The 22,072-nt window shown below is 40.1% G+C and carries 16 protein-coding genes; 12 read left to right on the forward strand and 4 right to left on the reverse strand.

The features are described from left to right. Positions 1-130 precede the first annotated feature (130 nt). The 3 genes from H6G83_RS01535 to H6G83_RS01545 are packed head-to-tail and all read left to right on the forward strand — an operon-like array spanning position 131 to position 3,862. Positions 131-2,188: a sensor histidine kinase gene (locus tag H6G83_RS01535; protein ID WP_190465946.1), complete on the forward strand. Its 2,058-nt coding sequence runs from the start codon at positions 131-133 to the stop codon at positions 2,186-2,188. Next, complete coding sequence (locus tag H6G83_RS01540) at positions 2,185-2,868, forward strand: hypothetical protein (protein WP_190465948.1); 684 nt, start codon at positions 2,185-2,187, stop codon at positions 2,866-2,868. The genes H6G83_RS01535 and H6G83_RS01540 overlap by 4 nt, the downstream gene beginning before the upstream one ends. Then, positions 2,852-3,862, forward strand: coding sequence for a ComEC/Rec2 family competence protein (locus tag H6G83_RS01545; protein WP_206758975.1), 1,011 nt, complete (start codon positions 2,852-2,854; stop codon positions 3,860-3,862). The genes H6G83_RS01540 and H6G83_RS01545 overlap by 17 nt, the downstream gene beginning before the upstream one ends. 340 nt (positions 3,863-4,202) lie before the next feature. On the opposite strand, the gene H6G83_RS01550 is transcribed toward H6G83_RS01545, so the two are convergent. Continuing rightward, on the reverse strand, positions 4,203-4,838 hold the full coding sequence (locus H6G83_RS01550; protein ID WP_190465952.1) for a hypothetical protein: 636 nt from the start codon (positions 4,836-4,838) through the stop codon (positions 4,203-4,205). Positions 4,839-5,534: 696 nt separating this feature from the next. Here H6G83_RS01550 and H6G83_RS01555 point away from each other — a divergent pair. Next, the gene (locus H6G83_RS01555) at positions 5,535-5,996 is read left to right on the forward strand and encodes a CYTH domain-containing protein (RefSeq protein ID WP_190465954.1); all 462 of its coding nucleotides are present in this window, start codon (positions 5,535-5,537) and stop codon (positions 5,994-5,996) included. A gap of 133 nt (positions 5,997-6,129) precedes the next feature. On the opposite strand, the gene H6G83_RS01560 is transcribed toward H6G83_RS01555, so the two are convergent. Beyond that, the gene (locus tag H6G83_RS01560) at positions 6,130-6,630 is read right to left on the reverse strand and encodes a sterol desaturase family protein (RefSeq protein WP_190465956.1); all 501 of its coding nucleotides are present in this window, start codon (positions 6,628-6,630) and stop codon (positions 6,130-6,132) included. A 701-nt stretch (positions 6,631-7,331) separates the two neighbouring features. Between H6G83_RS01560 and H6G83_RS01565 the strand changes: the two genes are divergently transcribed. From H6G83_RS01565 to H6G83_RS01580, 4 genes are all read left to right on the forward strand, one after another. Beyond that, the gene (locus tag H6G83_RS01565) at positions 7,332-8,030 is read left to right on the forward strand and encodes a haloacid dehalogenase type II (RefSeq protein ID WP_190465958.1); all 699 of its coding nucleotides are present in this window, start codon (positions 7,332-7,334) and stop codon (positions 8,028-8,030) included. Between the two features lie 140 nt (positions 8,031-8,170). Then, positions 8,171-10,582 carry a GH116 family glycosyl hydrolase gene (locus H6G83_RS01570; RefSeq protein ID WP_190465960.1) on the forward strand — a complete coding sequence of 804 codons (2,412 nt, stop codon included), beginning with the start codon at positions 8,171-8,173 and terminating at the stop codon, positions 10,580-10,582. A gap of 962 nt (positions 10,583-11,544) precedes the next feature. Next, entirely contained in the window at positions 11,545-14,679 is a 3,135-nt protein-coding gene (locus tag H6G83_RS01575; protein WP_190465961.1) for a cysteine peptidase family C39 domain-containing protein, read from the forward strand. Between the two features lie 1,440 nt (positions 14,680-16,119). After that, on the forward strand, positions 16,120-16,602 hold the full coding sequence (locus H6G83_RS01580) for a HetP family heterocyst commitment protein (RefSeq protein WP_190465964.1): 483 nt from the start codon (positions 16,120-16,122) through the stop codon (positions 16,600-16,602). A gap of 88 nt (positions 16,603-16,690) precedes the next feature. On the opposite strand, the gene H6G83_RS01585 is transcribed toward H6G83_RS01580, so the two are convergent. Together H6G83_RS01585 and H6G83_RS01590 are read right to left on the reverse strand one after the other, a co-directional pair. Continuing rightward, complete coding sequence (locus H6G83_RS01585) at positions 16,691-17,521, reverse strand: hypothetical protein (RefSeq protein WP_190465966.1); 831 nt, start codon at positions 17,519-17,521, stop codon at positions 16,691-16,693. Between the two features lie 219 nt (positions 17,522-17,740). Continuing rightward, positions 17,741-18,127: a hypothetical protein gene (locus H6G83_RS01590; RefSeq protein ID WP_190465968.1), complete on the reverse strand. Its 387-nt coding sequence runs from the start codon at positions 18,125-18,127 to the stop codon at positions 17,741-17,743. 210 nt (positions 18,128-18,337) lie between these two features. On the opposite strand from H6G83_RS01590, the gene H6G83_RS01595 reads away from it, so the two are divergent. The 4 genes from H6G83_RS01595 to H6G83_RS01610 all read left to right on the forward strand — a co-directional run bounded on the left by H6G83_RS01595 (position 18,338) and on the right by H6G83_RS01610 (position 22,038). Beyond that, positions 18,338-20,563: an FdhF/YdeP family oxidoreductase gene (locus H6G83_RS01595; protein ID WP_190465970.1), complete on the forward strand. Its 2,226-nt coding sequence runs from the start codon at positions 18,338-18,340 to the stop codon at positions 20,561-20,563. A 21-nt stretch (positions 20,564-20,584) separates the two neighbouring features. Further along, positions 20,585-21,373, forward strand: a complete 789-nt coding sequence (locus H6G83_RS01600) for an ADP-ribosylglycohydrolase family protein (RefSeq protein ID WP_190465972.1) — start codon at positions 20,585-20,587, stop codon at positions 21,371-21,373. A gap of 99 nt (positions 21,374-21,472) precedes the next feature. Further along, positions 21,473-21,766 carry a DUF433 domain-containing protein gene (locus H6G83_RS01605; RefSeq protein ID WP_190465974.1) on the forward strand — a complete coding sequence of 98 codons (294 nt, stop codon included), beginning with the start codon at positions 21,473-21,475 and terminating at the stop codon, positions 21,764-21,766. Next, positions 21,763-22,038: a DUF5615 family PIN-like protein gene (locus H6G83_RS01610; RefSeq protein ID WP_190465976.1), complete on the forward strand. Its 276-nt coding sequence runs from the start codon at positions 21,763-21,765 to the stop codon at positions 22,036-22,038. Before H6G83_RS01605 ends, H6G83_RS01610 begins: the two co-directional genes overlap by 4 nt. The last annotated feature ends 34 nt before the right edge of the window (positions 22,039-22,072 follow it).

The raw sequence follows: 22,072 nt of genomic DNA on the forward strand, positions 1-22,072 counted from the left end.
TGCCTCACTGTACTATGTCAACTCTTTATCGTTGCTAATTATTAGCCATAGACAAAACTAGATTTTATCTATAAATCACAGCGAATTAAGTTAATTAAGTAGAAATTATTAGTATTGTAGCTAAATAATGATGCACTTTAAGTTTTCACCAAAAATTCTGCAAAGGCTGGGAGAAGAACTCGTTCCGAATCCAGACCAAGGAATCATCGAATTGGTTAAAAATTCTTATGATGCAGATGCTACTGAATGCACCGTAGAACTTATCGAAACTAGTACCATTGGTGGCAGAATTATTATATCAGATAACGGTGTTGGTATGGATAAAGATGCCATTAGCGAGGGATGGCTGGTGCTAGGTCGCTCAAAAAAAGCTAACCGTGAAGTGACTCAATTAGGTCGCTTACCTGTAGGGAATAAAGGATTAGGTAGGTTAGCAGCTCTACAGATGGGTTCTCAAGTCGTCTTAAAAACCAGACCTAAACATGAGCCTGGAGTTGAACATTCTTTAACCATTAATTGGGATGATTTTCAAAAGGTTGATATAGTAGAGGATGTTGCTTTTGATGTTCAAACAACTACCACAAATCAACTGCATGGTACTGATATTGTTGTCAGCAATCTTAAAAATATTTTTAATAAACGTGATATCCAAAGACTAGCTAGGGAACTTTTATTGCTAGGAGATCCATTTGACCATCATACAGGTTTTCGCCTGAAACTTATTGCTCCAGAATTTGCTGAAATTGAAAAGCAGGTAAATAACGCTTACTTTGATGATGCCGAATTTCATTTGCTAGCTAGTATAAATGAAGTAGGAATGGCTGAAGCAAAATTACTGGATTGGCGCAATAACGTAGTTTTTCAGGCAAAACATAGTGATATTTCTCAAGAGCTTTACAAAACACCCCCAACAGAATTTGAAATGTGGGTATTCTTGCTAAATCCTCAAAGTTTCTCAGCAAGGAAAGCTTCTATTAGTATCGCACAAGTTAGAGAATGGCTTAAGCAAGTAGGAAATGTTCGTCTCTACCACCGAGGTTTGCGAGTAAAACCCTATGGAGATACCGACGATGATTGGTTGAACTTAAATTATTCACGAGCAAGAAATCCCGAAGTTCGTCCTTCCACAACAACAGTTATTGGTAAAGTAATTGTTAATGACCCTGACGATATGTTACTTCAGAAAACGGATCGGCTTGGTTTTATTGAAAATGAAGCGTTTGTAGAGTTAAAACGTTTCGCAACTGATGTGTTGGAATGGATGGCGAAAGAAAGGCTGAAAGTTACTGAAGCCGAAAGACAAAGGGTTAAAGAACAAGTTCCTGATGATATTTTAGAAGCTAAAGCTAACCTTCAAGAAGTTATTAAAACAGAAGTTCCTCCTGCATCTCGTCCTACAGTCTTAAAAGCTGTTCAGCAATATGAAAATGTAACAGAACGTCAAACTAAAGTATTACGTGAAGACCTTCAACTTTATCGAAGTCTAGCTACCGCAGGAACAACCGCAGCAGTTTTTGCTCATGAATCTGGCAAACCAGTGACTGCAATTGAAAAAATAGCTAGGAGAATAGAAACAAAGGCTAAAGAGTTTTTGGGAGAAAAATATGAACAATATTTAGAAGATCCAGTTAAAAAGCTGTATCAAGTAAGTAAGTCATTGCTACGCTTTTCTAATTTTCCATTACACCTGTTGAAACGAGAAAAACGTCGTGAAGGTGCTGTGAATGTTCATAAAATTATTGATGATATCGTTGAACTTTTTCAAAGTTTCTTTGATGAATACAATATTCAAGTTATCAAAGAAAAAGTAGATACACAACCTTACATCTATGGAAGCGATGCTTTGTTAGAAGCAATTATTGCAAATCTTCTAACCAATGCTATAAATGCTTTTGACATTGCAGGTGGACGCATAGAAGAACGTCAAGTCATTATTAGAACTGAAATTCAAGGAAGTAATTTAATAATTAAGGTTTTAGATAACGGTTCAGGAATCCATAATATAAAAATAGACGAAATTTGGCTACCTGGTAAAACCACTAGGGAAGGTGGTACTGGCTTAGGATTGACAATTGTGAGAGATTCTGTAACTGATTTAGGAGGCAGCGTAAATGCGATTTCCAAGGGTGAATTAGGTGGAGCAGAATTTATTGTAGAACTAACAATTATTAGAGAGTCATTTTTATGAGCATGACAATAGCAATAATTGATGACGATAAAGACCTAGCAGAGTTAACGGCTTGGGAAGTAGAAGCAGCAGGATATGAACCATATTTATTAGAAGACAATAGACGTTTTCACCAAGTCACTGATTTGGTATCTCTGATTAGAGAAAATAGTCAATATGCTGTGTGTGATCACCGATTGATGAAGTCTGGATTTGCTAATTTTTATGGGGCAGAATTAGTTGCAAATTTATATGATTTGAAAATTCCATCATTATTAATAACTCAGTTTACAGAAATGGATACATCATTTTCAATTAGAAAATGGAGGCATAAAATACCTGTACTACTGAGTCGAGATAAAGCTGATGCTTCTAGTATTGCTAAGGGAATAGAGGATTGTACTTTAGAGCTTTCTGGTAAAATACCGCCTACTAGAAAACCTCGGAGAACGATAGTTAGGATTACTAATATTGATGAAGAATCTGGTGAAGTGGTTGTAGATGCTTTTGTTCCCGCTTGGAATCCTCATATAGCTGTTCGTTTTCCTGCTTCTCTGATCCCAGAAGATATTAGAGTTACATTAGCACCAGATATCCGTTTATTTGCTCACGTAAACACAGGAGCAGAAAAATCGGATGATCTGTATTTTGAAAAATTTGAATTAGCCCCTAAATTAAATGAAGATGATGGACTCGCCTGAACTGATTATTTTAGATGTTGGACATGGGAATTGTGCGTTAATCAAAGATGCAAATAATGTCATGGTGATTGACTGTCCACCAGGGGGAACTTTGGCAGAAACTCTTGAACATCTATCTATTAAAGAAATTTTACATATTCTCATCTCCCATTCTGATGCAGATCATATTGCAGGTATAATTGACATACTTGCAAATGAAGATATCAAAATTCACAATGTACATATCAACCCTGATGCAATTAAGAAAAGTGAGGTTTGGACAGATGTACGTATTGCTTTACAAGATGCGCGTAAACGTTCTGGGACTCAAGTTTCATCAGAATTGACAACAACAAAAACAGGAAGTTTAAACATTGGTTCGGTTGAAATAGAAATTCTTGCACCAACACCTGAATTAATTTTAGGTGGTGCTGGAGGAACAGATTTACAAAGAAGGCGATTAACATCCAATTCAATATCAGCCGTTGTCGGTATAGTTCACGATTCTCACAGAGTGGCTATACTAGCAGCAGATATTGATCATGTCGGTTTTGACAATTTGATTCAGGAGCAAAATAACTTGAGTGCTGATATACTTGTTTTTCCTCATCATGGTGGAAAACCAGGAAGTGCAGATCCTAAAATATTTACTGAGCAATTTTGTATGGTTGTTCAACCAAAGTTAATCATATTCTCGATTGATCGGAATCGTTTTAGTAATCCCCGCATAGAAATAGTAGAGGGTATTATTTCTTCAGTTCCAAATGCTCATATTTTATGCACTCAATTATCCGAACGATGTACTACTAATCTTCCTAGTTCAACGCCGACACATTTAAGTACACTTCCTGCCAGAGGTCTTAATAGTAATAGCTGTTGTGGAGGAAGTATTTCTATTAAAATAGATGGCAGCAAGACAACTTATACTGAGATGGCTTTACATAAGGAATTTATTCTTAAGCAAGTAACCAGTCCAATATGTAGAAGGCTTTTATCGACAGTTACATCAGTATAATCATTGTGTTTTAGTTAGTTATTTAATAAGTAAATAAAAGTGTAATGATGAAGCGCTAAGTATTTATTTTGCTCATTCATTTATCTAATTGTTATACCAATTTGAAAAAAGAATGCGACAGATACCAGGGTAGGGACGCACAGATTTGCGCCCCTACAGTTCATAGATGCGTTGCAAAGATTTTTTGAGTTGGTATTAGCTTTGCTTATCGAAGCATACTCCCTTGGGGTATTTGGTATTACCGCTTTTTAGAGGACTAAAGTCCTTACTACAAACTTTAATTATTTATAATTTACTAAATATAATCAAACACAGTTAACAACACCAATATATAAAATTTCTACCTATTGACAAAAGCGAATGAGTTGATAACTTGTTGATAAGCTCGGCGATAAATTACATCATGACTGCCACCAATTTTGGAGAAGGCAATAACAATGATACGCGAGTCTCTAGGGTTGACAAAAACAACGTTTTCATTAGCATATAAACCATCAGATTGGAATTTAATCCCGGTTCCTCCGGCAATTCTTGCAGTTCTGAAATCACGGGTTTGGCTAAATTGGTTACTTTGTTTAACCCAATTCTGCAACGGCAAGTTTTTAGGATTGTTGTAAACTCTGACGTTAACATTGGGTGGGTATTCTGTTCCGCCTTCATAGGCTCCAGCGCGAATTTTTTGGGCGTGCTGTTTAGTCCAGATATCAATAGTAGCTAAGGGCGCACCAACACCGTTTGACGGTGTAGTGATATTTCTATCTATAACAAAATCTTGGGGGTAGGTAAACCGAAATTTATAGCGATCGCTCCGATAAACGCCTTGGTTTTGTGCCACTATTTTAGGTGTGGATTTTGCTAATCTCACATCCTCTCTAGCAGCTAAGGAAAAAGCAGCCACAGGTTTATAAGACATTGCTCCCACTACTACCAAACCCATCAATATCGGACTTACTATCCGCTTGTAATTAACTTCCATTATTCACTCCTGTGAATTAATGTTTTGGTTTTCTTGACATTAATAGATCCAATATTTATAGGAATGTTTCCGGTCATCGCATGAGTCGAGTAGGGCGATGGCGCAAGCGCCCAGTGTAGCTGATCGCCAAATCACGTACTAAGGGTTATCAAGGCTACTTATGCAATTTATTCATAATTTTTATGATGTTTTTGCACAATATTTCTCAAAACACATCCAATAACTGTCATGATGGATTAGTTCATAGTGTTGTTGTTTGTTGTGATAGGCGGAAGTTTTTGCTGAATCCGCCTACTTTATCTATTGCCTATAGAACTTACGCAAGTGTGATCATCAAACTAACTGTAAGGTGCGTCAGACCCAATAATTTTGTACAAATTCAAGGATTTTCCACATCTGACGCACCCTACCCCAAGCATATTTTTCTGTAGGGTGTGTGACTGGCGATAATATTTGAACGTAGTTATGAGACTTGTAGCGTCACGCACCAACCACCAATTGTGACACTTGCGTAAGTCCTGACTAACTGTAAGGTGCGTCAGACCCAATAATTTCGTACAGATTCAAGGATTTTCCCAATCTGACGCACCCTACCCCAAGTGCTAGTTGCGTAAGTCCTGGCCTATACATAGATAGTTGAACTAAGTTTGTTGGGATGGTAGCATTCCCAGCAAGTAGAATATCTACACAGCAACAATGGCAAAAGAAATTGAGCGCAAATTTTTAGTGGATGGGGATAGTTGGCGACAGTTAGGCGAGGGTAGCCTATATCGTCAAGGATACATTCCTTCACAAGGGGCTACTGTACGTGTCCGCATAGCAGGTAATCAAGGTTACTTAACAATTAAAGGCCCCACAGTTAATTTTTCCCGATCTGAGTTTGAGTATCCTATTCCGCTTGCAGATGCTCAAGAAATGCTCGATACTTTGTGCGATCGCCCTCTAATCGAAAAAACTAGATATAAAATCGAATGGGCTGGTTTTGTTTGGGAAGTAGATGAGTTTGCAGGTGCTAATCAAGGTTTAATTTTAGCAGAAGTTGAGCTTACTGATGAAGCACAGCAAATTGAAATACCTGATTGGATTGGTACAGAAGTTACGGGAGATCCCAGATATTTTAATAGTTATTTAGTTAAGCATCCTTTTGAGGAATGGTGATTTGTACACAACTGTGTAAATGATGTGGTTTGTAGTGAGGACTAAAGTCCTTTTTCAGAATGGTAATTTGTACGCAACTGTGTAAATGATGCGGTTTGTAGTGAGGACTAAAGTCCTGACTACGAACTATAAATTAAATACGGGAGTAACGGAAACGTATTCTTAATAGTCTTAACCAGCGTAACCAAATTTGTGCAGGTTGCTCAAAGAATGTGAAAATATCGCCAAAACCTAAGCTGGTTTTTTGATGGTGTAACCAGTGTCTTTCAGGTGTGGTGATAAACAGAATTTGACATAGAATATTGATAAATTGGGGCGTTTGCCAACCCAGTGCTGTGACGTGTCTCCACCATACATGAAATTGTCCTAACAATAGTCCAACAATTACGCCAATGGGAGAGAAAGACCAGAGAATTACTGCCACTATTAAATAAGGTAAAGCTCCCAAAATACCATCCAAGAGAACTTGGATATTCAGGGTCAAAATTGCATAGTGACGAAAGTTTTTCTTCCATGAGTGGTGCGTTTTTAAATGGAGGCTACCAAAAACGTGTTCAGGTACGTGATAAAGGAATGTAGATAAAAAATCGCCAATAACTAACAACAGCCAAGCAACAGCGATCGCCTCAAGCATTTGTTCTCCTCAAATTCAATGAAAATACACCACACAAAAAAGTGAAGTTCAGTCCGTTAACGCCGACAAATAGTTTTACTCTTCTTTGCCTACGTTTGGGCTTGTATGGAATAAATACATCTAAAAGCCGATTGAATTACCGTACTTTATTTGAAACACCCTATAATCTTCTTATGAAGGCATATAATGCAAGCAAAGAATCAGTTAAGTTTTGTACAAATTTAGGTTAAATTTGATTTTGGTAGCATTGCTTCAGTAGTAGCGTTAAATTATTGCATAATAAAAGACATTGATATCTGTAGAGCGGAAAATAAGGATGCTGAGGGATTCCTATTATCTTTAACAGTGAACAGTAAACAGCAAGTAGGGGCGGGTTGATTGAGAAATTCATGGAGAAAACAGATATGTCGGCTAAACCCGCCCGTAGTTATAGCGGATTGCAACCGGATAAAATACAGATTCATCTGCGTACCCTGCGGGTTCGCGGTAGCGTTGCGTAGCAAAGGCTGCGCCAACATCTGCGTTCATCTGCGTTCAATTATTTTTTCTGTACCTCACTGACTTGAAAACCGCCATAAATAGGAAAGTGAAACAATACACTAATTGGTGGAAGGCGTATTTTGTCCATTATTTATCCGCCAACATACGCCGTCAGGACTGATAACTGATAATTGATTTAAGAAAATTATGGAGTAAAATTTGTGCTGGAATTAAACAAATATAAAGCTGTAACTTTTGATTGTTACGGCACTTTAATTAACTGGGAGGAAGGAATTATAACATCAATTAAGCCCATATTGCAAGCTCATAATGTTAATTTAGCTGAAGAACAAATTTTAGAAAATTTTGCCGAATTTGAATCGGAACTAGAACAAGGAGAATACATCACTTATCGAGAAGTGTTGAGAGGAGTGGTGCAGAAATTTGGCGATCGCTTCAAATTTCACCCAACAAATGATGAGTTAAATTCCTTGGCTAATTCCCTGCAATATTGGCAGCCATTCCCTGATACAGTAGCAGCCTTGAAATTGCTCAAACAGAGGTATAAACTAGTAATTATTTCCAATGTAGATAATGATTTATTTGCCTTTTCTGCAAAACATCTCCAGGTAGAATTTGATGAAATAATCACCGCAGAACAAGTAAAAAGTTATAAACCCTCGCTCAACAACTTTAGACAGGCAATAGAGAGAATTGGTCTACCTCAAGAGCAAATATTACATATTGCAGCTAGTATTTATCATGACATTGTTCCCGCAAAATCTTTAGGTATATCAACAGTGTGGGTAAACCGCAGAACAGGTCAACAAGGGTCTGGTGCTAGTTTACCAGCAACGGCTCAAGCTGATTTAGAAGTACCTGATTTGCAGACATTATTGGGGACTGGGTATGTCAGTTAACAGTTATCAGTTATCAGTTATCAGGTTGTGTTCACTGTTCACTGTTAACTGTTCACTGATAACTGATTAACTCCCCTTGAGAAAATTGACACATCGCGTTAAGCTTCCTTAGCGTAACTGCACAATTGTGACATCAGGTAATGACAAATCAATCCTCCCCGCAAATTCCTTCCTCGGCTTGGAAACGTCCTATTGGATTAGGTTGGGATAAACCTTACACTGTACGCTACGCTAGTAATATTGATGATGGCCCTTGGCATGGGATGCCATTAGGCGGCTTTGGTGCAGGTTGTATTGGGCGTTCTTCGCGGGGAGATTTCAACCTGTGGCACATTGACGGGGGTGAGCATATTTTCCAGAATTTTCCGGCTTGCCAGTTTATTGTGTTTGAGTCAAATGGCGCATCTTCCCAAGCCTATGCTTTGTCTACCCAAGCGCCGGATGATGGGAGTCTGAAAAGTTGGCGATGGTATCCGGCATCTACTGAAACGCAGGAAACAGGCACATATCATGCTTTATATCCGCGCAGTTGGTATGTGTATGAGAATGTTTTTCAAGCAGAGTTAAGTTGTGAACAGTTTTCTCCTATTTGGGCTGACAATTATCAAGAGACTAGTTACCCTGTAGCGGTGTTTGCATGGCAAGCGCATAACCCAACTAATGCACCTATTACAATCAGTATCATGCTGACTTGGCAAAATATGGTGGGTTGGTTTACGAATGCGCTGAAGTCGCCTGATGTGCGGGTGCGGGATGATGGCAGTCCAGTTTATGAGTATCAGCCGCGTTTGGGGGAAAGTCAGGGAAATTACAATTATTTGGATGAGAGTCCCCAACATCTCGGTTGCTTTTTGGGTCGGGTTGGTATAGGTGAACCTCTACAGGAAGGTGAGGGGAGTTGGTGTATTGCTACGGTCAAGCACCCGCAAGTGGAAGTGTTTCATCATACAAGATGGAATCCTGTGGGTACGGGTGAGGAGGTATGGCAGAGTTTTGCCGTAGATGGTTCGTTACCCAATTATATAGATACTACTGCGGCGGCAGAGGATGAACAATTAGGAGCAGCGATCGCTGTTCGTTTCACTCTCCCACCAGGGGAAACTCTGGAAATTCCCTTTGTTCTGAGTTGGGACTTCCCCGTGACAGAATTTGCCGCAGGCATTAATTACTATCGCAGATATACAGATTTCTTTGGTAAAACTGGTGATCATGCTTGGGCGATCGCAACTCTAGCTCTAGAACAGTATAAAGCTTGGCAACAACAAATCGAAAGCTGGCAAGAACCCATCCTCAACCGCGAAGATTTGCCCGACTGGTTCAAGATGGCGCTATTTAATGAACTTTACGACCTCACCAGTGGCGGAACTTTGTGGAGTGCAGCCACACCCAACGACCCCATCGGGCAGTTTGCGGTGTTGGAATGTTTAGATTATCGTTGGTATGAAAGTTTGGATGTGCGGTTGTATGGTTCTTTTGGGTTGTTGCAACTGTTCCCAGAACTAGAAAAATCAGTCATCCGCGCTTTTGCCAGGGCAATTCCCCAAAGTGATGATACTCCCCGTGTGATTGGTTATTACTATACCATTGGGGCTGAAAGTCCGCTCGCTGTGCGTAAAGCCGCAGGTGCAACACCCCATGATTTAGGCGCACCCAATGAACAGGTATGGGAGAAAACTAATTACACCAGCTATCAAGATTGTAACTTGTGGAAGGATTTAGGCTGTGATTTTGTCTTACAAGTTTACCGAGATTATCTGCTCACGGGTGCTGATGATGTGCAATTCCTAGCAGACTGCTGGAGTGCTATTGTGCAAACCCTTGATTATGTGAAAACCTTTGATTTGGATGGGGATGGTATTCCTGAAAATTCTGGTGCGCCTGACCAAACCTTTGATGACTGGCGTTTACAAGGGGTTAGCGCCTATTGTGGTGGTTTGTGGTTGGCGGCGTTGGAGGCAGCGATCGCCATTAGCGATATTTTACTACAAAATCATCAAGATGCAGCCACCAAGGAAAATCTACTTTCCCAAAAATCCACCTATGAAACTTGGTTAAATCAATCTCTGCCTATTTATCAGGAGAAACTTTGGAATGGTAAATACTATCGACTAGATAGTGAAAGCGGTTCTGATGTGGTGATGGCAGATCAATTATGTGGACAATTCTACGCCAGCTTGCTGGATTTACCGGATATTGTACCAAGCGATCGCGCCATGTCTGCCCTACAAACTGTGTATGATGCTTGCTTCCTCAAGTTTTTCCATGGTCAATTTGGTGCGGCTAATGGAGTGCGTCCTGACGGTTCACCAGAAAACCCGAAAGCTACTCACCCCTTGGAAGTATGGACAGGAATTAACTTTGGGTTAGCCGCATTTTTGGTACAGATGGGGATGAAAGATGAGGGTTTAAGGTTGACGCAAGCAGTAGTAGAACAAATCTACAATAATGGTCTACAATTCCGCACACCTGAAGCCATTACAGCCGCCGGAACTTTCCGCGCTAGTACCTACCTCCGCGCTATGGCTATTTGGGCAATTTATTTAGTCAGTTGACTGGGGACTGGGGACTGGGGAAGGGGGAAGGGGGAAAGGTAAAAGACTATCTCCCCTGCTCCTCTGCTCCTCTGCTCCTCTGCTCCTCTGCTCCCCTGCTCCTCTGCTCCTCTGCTTCCCCATCTCCCCCCACTCCCTTGATGAAAATATAAAATATTCCTTAAATTTTCTGCGTCAATCATGAAAAAACCGACCTCTGCAATTAAGAAGGTCGGTTTTTGGCAAAAAATATTTTCGCTTTTGTGGCTTTATTTATCTATATTTCCGAGATTTAATCCGCTTGTGAGGGGTGACAGCTATCTTGCCAAAAGTGAATTTATTATTAGCGTTTTAACACACAAAATTTGTAGCCTGAGACACACAATACCATTTATATTTGTTTTAGTATCTCTCTCTTGGGTAGGATTATGCCTGAATTTCAAAAATACATTTGACAATTTTGGCTTTCTTTTCCGGGAGATTAATCAACTAAAGGAAGATGTGAGTAAGTTTAAAAAATGGGATTTATACAAATCAAAACTACTGTCTGTGGGTGGCAATATTACTCATATTCTCTCAAACCATGTCAACATTAGGAGAGTTCAGAAAATTATGTTCATCAAGAACTTTTTGCCTATTCAAAACTAACTTTCCTGATTTTTTCAGAAAATGTCTGTTGTTATAAACTGAAGCTGATTTAACAAGGCATAGTGAGAGTATTCTAGAATTATCCATTTTTTACATTTAAGTGAATGTACTCATGAATAATCAACAGCAACTTAAAATCAAGTTCATGAATACTGGTTAAAGAGTTTGTAGAAATTGATAAGATAAGGTAATAGCTTTTCACAGCAATTCTGGCTTTTTAAAAGATGCGTTAGCAATGAATTATGTTGCTGATGTTATATTGATTTGCCTGGGAAACTGCCATCTATTCGCCTAGCATATCGCCAAAAGTTTACACAATAAGCAGAAATTAAACTATGAACCCCTCTTCGTCGTTAAGAGTTCAGGGAGGGCTGCAACAAGACTCTCGTAAGCAGCTATCTTCCACTCCAGAAGCGGCTATCCTCAATCTGGTGAGGTTAGTTGCAGGGGATACTAGTCTAGTTTCCGAGTTTAGTCAAAGTTGGGTAGTTCGAGAGTTTCAACTAGGTGATGAACTGACAAATTATGTGATCGATGAAGCAGATACAGATAGTAATAATGTTATTTATTTAGTTTGTCAAGGTCGAGTCCGTTTGTTAGGTTTTAATCAAAAGTTGGGGCGGGAAGTTTCTACTCAATTGCTGTTGGCTGAACAAACTTTTGGGGCTGATCATTTCTTCTGTCATCAAGCGTTAGCATATCGAGCGATCGCAGCTAGTGATGGCTGTGTTATATCTATCACAATTGCTGACTTAAAACCCTGGTTACAACGCCTCCCACAACTGAAAAATTATCTCCAGCACCTAACTCGTGAACGACAAGCATTAATATTCTTAAAAAGCTATAGTAAATTACACAGAATTAAGAGTAAAAAACTTAAAGAATTACTACCTTATTTAACAGCTAAATATATCCCGGCTGGCTCATTATTATCGGCAGCAACTCCACCAGAAAAAGGGCGCTTTTGGTTAGCGAATGGTCAAGTACAATCTATATCAGTGGGTAGCTTTATCCCATCGCTGGGTGATAGTTGGGGTTATCCTGAGTCCACATTACCAGACGGAACAGCACAGACAAATCTGCTAGTTTATCAACTATCGCCGGAAAATTGGGAAGCAGCAAGAGCGATCGCCCCTAATTTCTTTACTAATGATTATCAACCACCACAACCACCAGTTGATGAGGTTGATATCGCGCCTACTGATAGTAAACCACAAATTGCTTTACCCCAGTTAGAAACTTGGCGATCGCCAGAAACACCAACCATAGCTACATCCAACATCGAAGATATCGAACTTCCCCAAGGAGAAAAGCCCCAAAAATCAAAGTTCTCCTATTCTTACCCATTTATTCAACAACAGAGTTCTTCCGATTGTGGTGCGGCTTGTTTGGCAATGATTAGCCAATATTGGGGTAAGCGTTTAAGTTTATATAGTCTCAGAAATTTGGCACAGGTAGACCGGACTGGCGCATCTTTGGAGAGTTTATCTGTAGCTGCCCAAAGTTTGGGTTATGATGTGCTACCAGTGCGGGGAAGTTTGCATAAATTAGAGTGGCATTATAACCCCTGGATTGCCCATTGGCAAGGCAACCATTATATAGTAGTGTGGCAGGTAAAAGGCGATCGCGTCCTGATTTCTGACCCAGCAGTTGGGCGCAAATGGTTATCACGTCCACAATTTGAAACGGGTTGGACAGGATACGCCCTACTATTAGACCCGACGGAACGTTTTCAAGCCCTCAAAAGTGAAAAATTTTCTCTGGGTCGCTATGGACAAACATTGTGGCATTATCGCACATTAATTAGGCAGATAATTCTCGCCTGCTTGTTGGTACAAGCCTTTGGGTTAGCGACTCCGATATTTACTCAGGTCATTCTCGACGAAGTAGTTCCTGTCAAAAACTTGCCAACTTTGCATATATTTGCGTTCAGCTTTTTGTGTTTGGGTATTTGGCGGACTGTATTAACAGCACAGCATCAACATTTACTAGATTATTTTGCTAACCGCATCGACTTGAATTTGATTGGCGGTTTTATTAACTATACATTGCAATTACCCTTACAGTTTTTCGCCTCCCGCCAAGTCGAAGATATCATTAGCCTTGTACAAGAGAACCGCAAAATTCAAGTTTTTATCAGTCGTCGGGCGATCGCGGCGGCGGTAGATGTTTTAATGGTAGTAACTTACCTGGGGTTGATGACATATTACAGTTGGCAACTCACCCTCTTAGTTTTAAGTTGGATTATTCCTGTAGTATTCTTAACCATAGTTGCTAGTCCCCATCTCAAGCAAGCATCAAGAGAAATTTACCAAGAATCAGCTAAACAACATTCTTCAATGGTAGAAATCATAGCTGGGGTAGCGACGCTGAAAACCACCACCGCCGAACGTCCTTTACAAAAGTATTGGGAAGAACGTTTCATCAAAATGTTGAAAGCGCGGTTGCGGGGACAAAAGTTAGCCCATCGTTTACAGGTGACGCGAAATTTAATTAATCATGTGGGTAGCACCTTGGTTTTATGGTTTGGGGCTACTTTGGTGATGGGTGGAAAGATGTCCTTGGGACAGTTTATCGCGTTTAATATGTTGACTGGGAATGTTACTCAGCCAGTTTTAGCATTAGTCGGGTTATGGGATGAGTTTCAAGAAGTTTTAATTTCCGTAGAAAGACTCAATGATATTTACGCATCTGTCCCAGAGGGAAATTCGCAAACCACCTTACTAGTAATGCCGCCGATTCGGGGTGAGGTAAGATTTGAGAATGTATCGTTTCGTTATCACTCGTTTCAAGAACGCAACGCCTTACAAAATGTGTCGTTTGGGGTGAAACCTCATCAAACCATTGGCATTATTGGACAAAGTGGTTCGGGTAAAAGTACTTTAGCTAATTTATTAGCTGGTTTGTACTATCCTGATACAGGGAGGATTTTGATTGATGGAAATGATATGTCTGGCGTATCGCCCCAATCTTTACGGAGTCAGGTAGGGTTGGTGGGACAAGAAAGTTTTCTGTTTTCGGGGACGATTTTAGATAATATTACATTATATGATCAAGAATTAAGTTTAGTGCAAGCGATCGCCGCCGCCAAGTTAGTCGGCGCACATGATTTCATCCAAGCCTTACCTCTAGGTTACGACACCCAAGTAGGAGAAGGCGGTTTTATGCTATCTGGGGGACAAAGACAACGAATTGCGATCGCCCGCGCTTTGATTAGAAATCCCAAAATATTAATCTTAGATGAAGCCACTAGCGGTTTAGATGCGGAATCAGAACGCCGCTTTCAACAGAATTTAGCCCAAATTAGCCAAGAGAGGACTACTTTTATTATCTCGCATCGCCTCTCGACTGTGCGCTATGCCGATCATATTATAGTATTAGACCAGGGGATGGTAATTGAACATGGTACGCATCAGGAACTAATGGCGATCGCAGGTCTTTACCATCACCTAGCGCAACTGCAACTATAGGGGACAGGTTAGAAAAGCTTTCAGGATTGTAGTTCTATAGCAGGTGACAGGTGACAGGTGACAGGTTACAGACTTAAAAGTTTTTTCATTTCCTCATGTCCTAACTGTCTTGGCTATTGCTACATAATATCAAGTTCGGCTAATACAGCAGTTTCGCTATTAGTGAAATACTGTAGAGACGTTACATGTAACGTCTCTACATGGTTTTGGGTTTTACGCTTGTACCTCATTTACCCAAAATATGCTGTAACTTACGATATGGTTGGTTTGCTCGGTAATGGGTAATAGTAAATAGGTAATTGCTTTCTACCATTGCCAATTACCTATTCTGCACTGTATGAGATTTTGTATCTTGTGTTCGCATAGCATATTTGCAGAACTGAAAATTGCATCTTACTATACCAAAACAGTTGTTTGCTGTGTAACTGTAGAGATATATAGCAATCCGAATTGACTTGTGAGAAAACAGGTAGATTTAACACCTATCACTTGTCCCCTACTATAGTTTATCAAAAAATTAATATTAAAAATCATAAATATTATTGCCACAATATACAATCGTCAGCTACACAAAATTTTTAAGCAGACTTTGCTAATTCTGTACAAAAATTTTGGACTTCTGACAGAGAACCATCCGGATATGTGATTGCAGCCATATTTCCTACATCCTAACTATAGTACAAATTTATATCCGTATAAACTGCCAAATTAATCACTATCATTTTTATATTAATATAGAAATGTTTTAACATTCTCATTAGCCTCATTTTTTATTATCAAACGATTGATTATCAACCTATTTAATGGTAAATTTCCTTAGTAGGTTTAAAGCCTCAAAAGCAACGTAGGCGAGGGGTCTAACCCCCCATCACATAGTAAAAAATGCTCAAAAGCTCTAGCGTACAGCGTATAAGTCAACATTAAAAATATTCAGTAAAATTGAGGAATAAAATTCTGATAACAGGTGACATTCATGAAGAGAGATAGTATAAATACGAAGATAACTCTGAAGAGAGTATGGAGAAGTAATAATGATGTTCAAGAAAGAAAGACATACACCCCGGCAACTTCTTCTATACTTAAGTAAGGCTATAATTAATAAAGTTATCAAGAAGAAATTACAAGTTTTACCTGATGAATAGCACTAGGCGAAATCTATACAAGGGTAAAAACAGACTTTTGTCGGGCATCATATTGAATGGTAAGGGTTAGGGAAGAGATGAAGCTGCAAGATGACAATACTGATATAAATTTAATTTTAAAACTAGACTTAGTTGATGTTAACAGTGTGGTATCATCAACTATTTCTCATAACTCTTTACGAGGAGCAAAACTATCCCAGTGATAGTTAACAAGGTAACAATTTTACTTGTCTTTCCTCTCCACACAAAATAATAACTTAACCAAAATCTGAAATACTTTTATCCAAGGAAAACCATTATGAACCAAAACACCGCAGGCATAACCAACTACAATAAAGCCATCAATCCTCAACAATTCGACAAAGTAGTTGAAGCAATTCTTGCAGGTAAATATTCTTGGGCTTGTGTTTTAATGCTACGCTTTGCTGGATATAATCCTTTACACTACATACCTTATCGCACATATAACCGCTTACTCAAAGAGAACTCAGAAGCTAGTAAAGTACAGCAACAACAAGATAATGTCAAGATTAATCAGTCCGCTACTGTAGCTAGGACTAATAACAATATGCCATCTAGTTGCTTGAGCAAAATCAAAGACTTAGCTTATATGGAAGTAGTTGGTAAGCAAAAAACAGAAATTCAAGGTGGTAACATGGAACGCTGGTTAACAGCGCAAGTGCATGAGTTTCAAGATATGCAGTTGGAACCGCAAGCTATATCTACTCAAGACATTTCCTTCAAATTGTCTGACATAGATTTGCTAACAATTCGCAACTAATTTGACTGAGATTTATCCTCACACACCATCATTACTATTTCGGATGTGAGATTTTGTCAATCATTTGTCTGAGAACAACCACTAACCGCTAATAAGGGTATACAGTATCAGCAATTAAAACATTTCTGTTACCATACTCTGCTTGCAACTGTCTTCTCACATTATCATCCCAAGTAAAGTTATAGTCTCGCTCAATATCAGCAACAACAAAGGGACGAACTTCACCTACTACTGATACAGACTGTCCTTGATTGATAGCAATGGTAGCTGGCGCTTTTAGTAAGACTACCAAATCTTGCTCACCAAACAATTGACCTTGATTGAGCGTTAATATAACAGGACTGTTAATATTAATATTTCCTACCTTTCCTGTAACTACAACCTGACGACCATAATATTGTTCCGGGTTTTGGTTTATTTGCGTCAGTTGGGGTGCTAGTGCGAGGTGTCGAGCAATAATTGCTGGCTTATTAACGTAATCTGTATAGTTTTGATCCTGTATGTTGAGGTTATATTCTTGCTCAATTTCGGGGATCACCAAATTACGCACCTCACCAGTAACTTGAATTGGTGTATTTTGATTAGGTAGTAAATCAAAAGGCTTACCGGAAGCATTAATAACTACAAGAGGTTGACCAGCTAAGAATTTTTGATCGCTGACAGTGAAAGCAGTTGAGCCAACTTTGCCAGTCGCCTCACTGTTAATCGTGACAGATTTACCCATAAATTCATCGGTGTTATCAGAAATTTCCGCCAGATTAGTAACATTTGCCCTTTCTCCAAACAAGTTACCACCTCTGATGAACATAGCCATCATTACTAAGAAAATTAATAGCCATGCCTTACGCAACCCATCTAATAAGCTAGCGCCTTGAGAATTGTTATTACTCTTGACGTTATCCCGACCAAAGTTAAACATATAAATAGCTCCATTTAGGGTGACTAATCCTCAAGTTCATATATGAAAGATTATTCAAACTTTCTGAAGTTTTTGCGTCAACCCTAGTGATGAGTTTTCCAGCGCCATCGATAGATTTTGTCAATCACAAAAGTTGAGATTGTTGATTGATGTAGCACGGCAAACAATAGCGGCGACAGACCAGCACCAGCCACCGCTAATAGGTTGTATTAATAGTAATTAGTGGCGATCGCGTTTTAAATCCCAAATCACTTTCTCAAGACACCAATCAGCAGACCGACCGGGATTCCTCTGTTGTTGAGACTTGAGGAGTCGCAGTGCGGCTATAGCATCGCCGCGTAGTAGGCTTAACAACTCGTTTTGTAGTTCTGGGCTAGGTTGGGGTATTGGTTGCAGTTCTTCCTCTATCTGTAGTTGTAGTTCCATTTCCTTCTGCTTTGATTGAGAAAGAAGATTGTTTAATTCGGTTTCCTTTTGTTGAAGTTGCTGCAATTGTTTTGCTAGTTCTGCCTTTTTCTTGGCTAGGTCTGATTTTTGTTTCTGTAGCTGAGACTGTATGTCTCTTAGCCTGAGCAATTTCTGTTGAACATCTGTTAAGGTTTGCATAAGATGGGATGGAAAACTATCTCTATCCACCATGCGGTTATTTTCCGGGTAAGAGCAACAGAGGATACCCGTATTTATTTTGAAATTTGTTCCAAAAATATTTATAACAAATGAATTGGCTGTAGGGGCGCACAGTTGTGCGCCCCTACTCAATTTCTCATCAAAAGGGCTAGTCTAAAAGTGATAGTTAACTAGCCTTTATAAGACATTATGCTGCGTAAACCCAAGAAAGGATGGACTCCTCAGCACTGGGCAAGTTGGAAACCGTTTGGCATTGGTGAACAGTACCCCAACAATTACTGGGAAGTGTTTCGCGCTATGTGGTTATCCCGTGATAGGTTGCCTTATGCTTGGGAAATTTTAAATAAAGGTGTTTGTGATGGTTGTGCTTTAGGAACAACCGGGATGAAAGATTGGACGGTGGATGGTATTCATGTATGCAATGTGCGCTTGCGGCTATTACGCATGAATACTATGCCAGCTTTTGATGAGCAAATTTTAGCTGATGTTTCCCAGTTACGCCAGCACAAAAGCAGCGAATTACGCGAGTTGGGAAGGCTACCTTACCCGATGATGCGGCGCAGGGGAGAGAAAGGTTTTAGTCTTGTGAGTTGGGATGCAGCTTTAGATGTAATTAGCGATCGCATCCGTACCACCACACCCAACCGTCTCAGTTTTTATGTTACCAGTCGCGGCACTGTCAACGAAACTTATTACGCCACCCAAAAAGCCGTCCGGGCGATAGGCACAAATAATATAGATAATGCTGCCCGTATCTGTCACTCCCCCAGCACAGCCGGCTTAAAAGCTGCCTTGGGTGCAGGGGCTACCACTTGTTCCTATAAAGACTGGATAGGTACTGATTTATTAGTATTTATCGGTTCCAACGTCGCCAATAATCAACCAGTCACGGTTAAATATCTCCACTATGCCAAAAAAGCCGGGACAAAGATTGTTGTCATTAATACCTATCGGGAACCTGGGATGGAACGCTATTGGGTTCCCTCAATTGTGGAAAGTGCTGTATTTGGTACTAAGTTTGCCGAGGACTTTTTCTTGGTGAACTTGGGCGGAGACATGGCTTTTTTAAATGGTACAATCAAGCATATGATTGCTAACGGCTGGGTAGATGAGTCTTTTGTTAATAACTACACCTCTGGTTTTACCGAACTGAAAGCAGCATTAGACAATCAACCTTGGTCAGAATTAGCAAGAATTTCCGGTGCATCCCGCGATGAGATGTACGCCTTTGCCAAAATGGTGGGGGAAGCCAAAAAAGCCGTGTTTGTTTGGAGTATGGGCATTACCCAACACGAATGCGGCGAAGATAATGTCAAAAGTATTATCAACCTCGCCCTAACTAAAGGTTTTGTCGGACGGGAAGGCTGCGGTTTGATGCCTATTCGTGGTCACTCTGGGGTGCAAGGTGGGGCGGAAATGGGATGTTACGCCACAGTATTTCCTGGTGGTAAACCCATCAACGCCGAAAATGCTGCCCAACTAAGTCAACATTGGGGCTTTCCCGTCCCGGAAACTAAAGGTTTAATTGCCCCGGAAATGATTGATGCCGCCTATCGGGGACAATTAGATGTATTGTTTTCTGTGGGTGGTAATTTTCTCGAAGTATTACCGGAACCAGATTATGTAGAAGGCGCATTAAAACAGATACCTTTGCGGGTACATATGGATATTGTGCTGTCGAGTCAGATGTTGGTAGAACCAGCAGATACAGTCGTCCTCTTACCCGCCACCACGCGCTACGAAATTCCAGGGGGAGTCACCGAAACCAACACCGAACGCCGAGTCATTTTCAGCCCAGAAATACCAGGCCCACGCATTGGGGAAGCGCGTCCAGAATGGGAAGTTTTTCTAGAATTGGCTAGGCGAGTTAAACCAGATTTAGCCGATAAGTTAAGGTTTGCTGATACAGCCAGTATACGTGAAGAAATTGCTCAGGTCGTCCCCTTGTATGCGGGGATTCAACATTTACAGCAAGCAGGCGACCAATTTCAATACAGTGGTTCTCATCTGTGCTTTGGTTGGAACTTCCCTACCGCCGATGGTAAAGCCCATTTTACCACTTTAACTCCTCCCCAAAAAGAATTACCAGAAGGGCATTTTTGGGTGGCGACTCGCAGGGGTAAACAATTTAACAGTATGGTGCAGGAACGAAAAGATGCTATTACTGGGGCGTTGCGCGAGGCGGTTTTAATGAATCCTCATGATGCAGCAAGTTTGGGGTTGAAAGATGGTGATAAAGTAATTCTGAGGAATCACTTAGGTGAATTTACAGGGCGAGTCTACATTGCACCTATTCAGTCAGGTAACTTGCAAGTACATTGGCCCGAAGGAAATGTACTGCTAGATAAAAGCAAGCGATCGCTTGAAGGTGTACCTGACTATAATGCGGTAGTGAGCCTGGAAAAACAAGCCTAAGACTACCATGTAGAAGATTATATGCTGGGTGCGATCGCAGGTGACATCATTGGTTCAGTCTATGAAGGATACAGTATCAAAACTAAGGACTTTCCCCTATTTAGCAGGCAGTGCCGTTTCACTGATGATACCGTGCTAACTGTGGCGGTGGCTGATGTAATTCTCAGCAGTGACGAATTACCCCAAATTAGTAAATACATCGACCAATTCAAGTGGTACTATCGCCGCTACCAATACGCAGGCTATGGGCGGAACTTCAGCAACTGGGCGAAATCTAACAGCAATCAACCATACAATAGTTTTGGCAACGGTGCAGCCATGCGAGTTAGTCCTATAGGCTTTGCTTTCTCAGACTTGAAAACTGTATTACAACAAGCTAAATGTAGTGCAGTCGTCACCCATAACCACCCAGAAGGGATCAAAGGCGCACAAGCCACCGCCTCAGCCATCTTTCTCGCGAGAACAGGTCATGATAAAGCCGAGATTAAATCCTACATACACAATACCTTTAATTACAACCTAGACCAAACTCTAGACCAAATCAGACCTAACTACCAATACGATGCAACCTGTCCAGGTTCCGTACCCCCAGCCATTATCGCCTTTTTAGAATCTACCAGCTTTGAAGATGCCATTCGCAACGCCATTTCCTTGGGTGGTGATAGCGATACCATAGCTTGTATTGCAGGTGCGATCGCTCAAGCATACTATGGAGGTGTACCAAAAGCGATCGCCGAACAAGCCCTATCTCAATTAAATGATCATTTACATACCATCACTGAGAAATTTATGTATAAATATTGTGTATAGTTACTAAATAAAATAAATTTTGGGATTGCCAATAGTCAAGTAATTATCCGCATTTGATATGTTAAATTAACCAAAAATACTGCAAATTATTCCATCAATATGACAGCCACAACAAACTCTCGCTATGTCACTCGACATCCTGATATTTTATCAGGTGAACCAATCATTCAAGGAACTAGAACGCCCGTGAGAGCGATTGTGGAAAATTGGCGTTTAGGTATCAGACCAGAGGAGATACCTTTACATTTACCTCATTTAACTTTAGCTCAAGTATTTGATGCTTTAAGTTTTTACTTGGACAATCAAGTAGAAATCAACGAATATATTGAGCGCAATCATGTTCCTGATGAATTAGTGCATCCTGCTATTAAAGCTAGATTAAATCAAAAATGACGATTTTCGCACAAATTTATATTGACGAAGATGTAGACGTTATAGTAGCTAATTTACTCTCAGCAAGAGGTTTAGATGCAACGACAGCAAGAGAACAACAAATGTTAGGACAGCCAGATAATGCACAACTTACTTTTGCTGCATCCATTGGACGTTGTATCTTAACTCATAATAGACTTGATTTTGAAAAATTATACACAGATTATTTACTTATATCTTGTACCACTCTGTTATTGCGAAAATCGCAGTCTGAAACCCTTATGATTTCGTAGGGTGGGCATTGCCCACCACTAGCTTATTGAGAAG

The organism is Anabaena azotica FACHB-119, from assembly GCF_014697625.1.
Classification (GTDB): Bacteria; Cyanobacteriota; Cyanobacteriia; order Cyanobacteriales; family Nostocaceae; genus Trichormus; species Trichormus azoticus_A.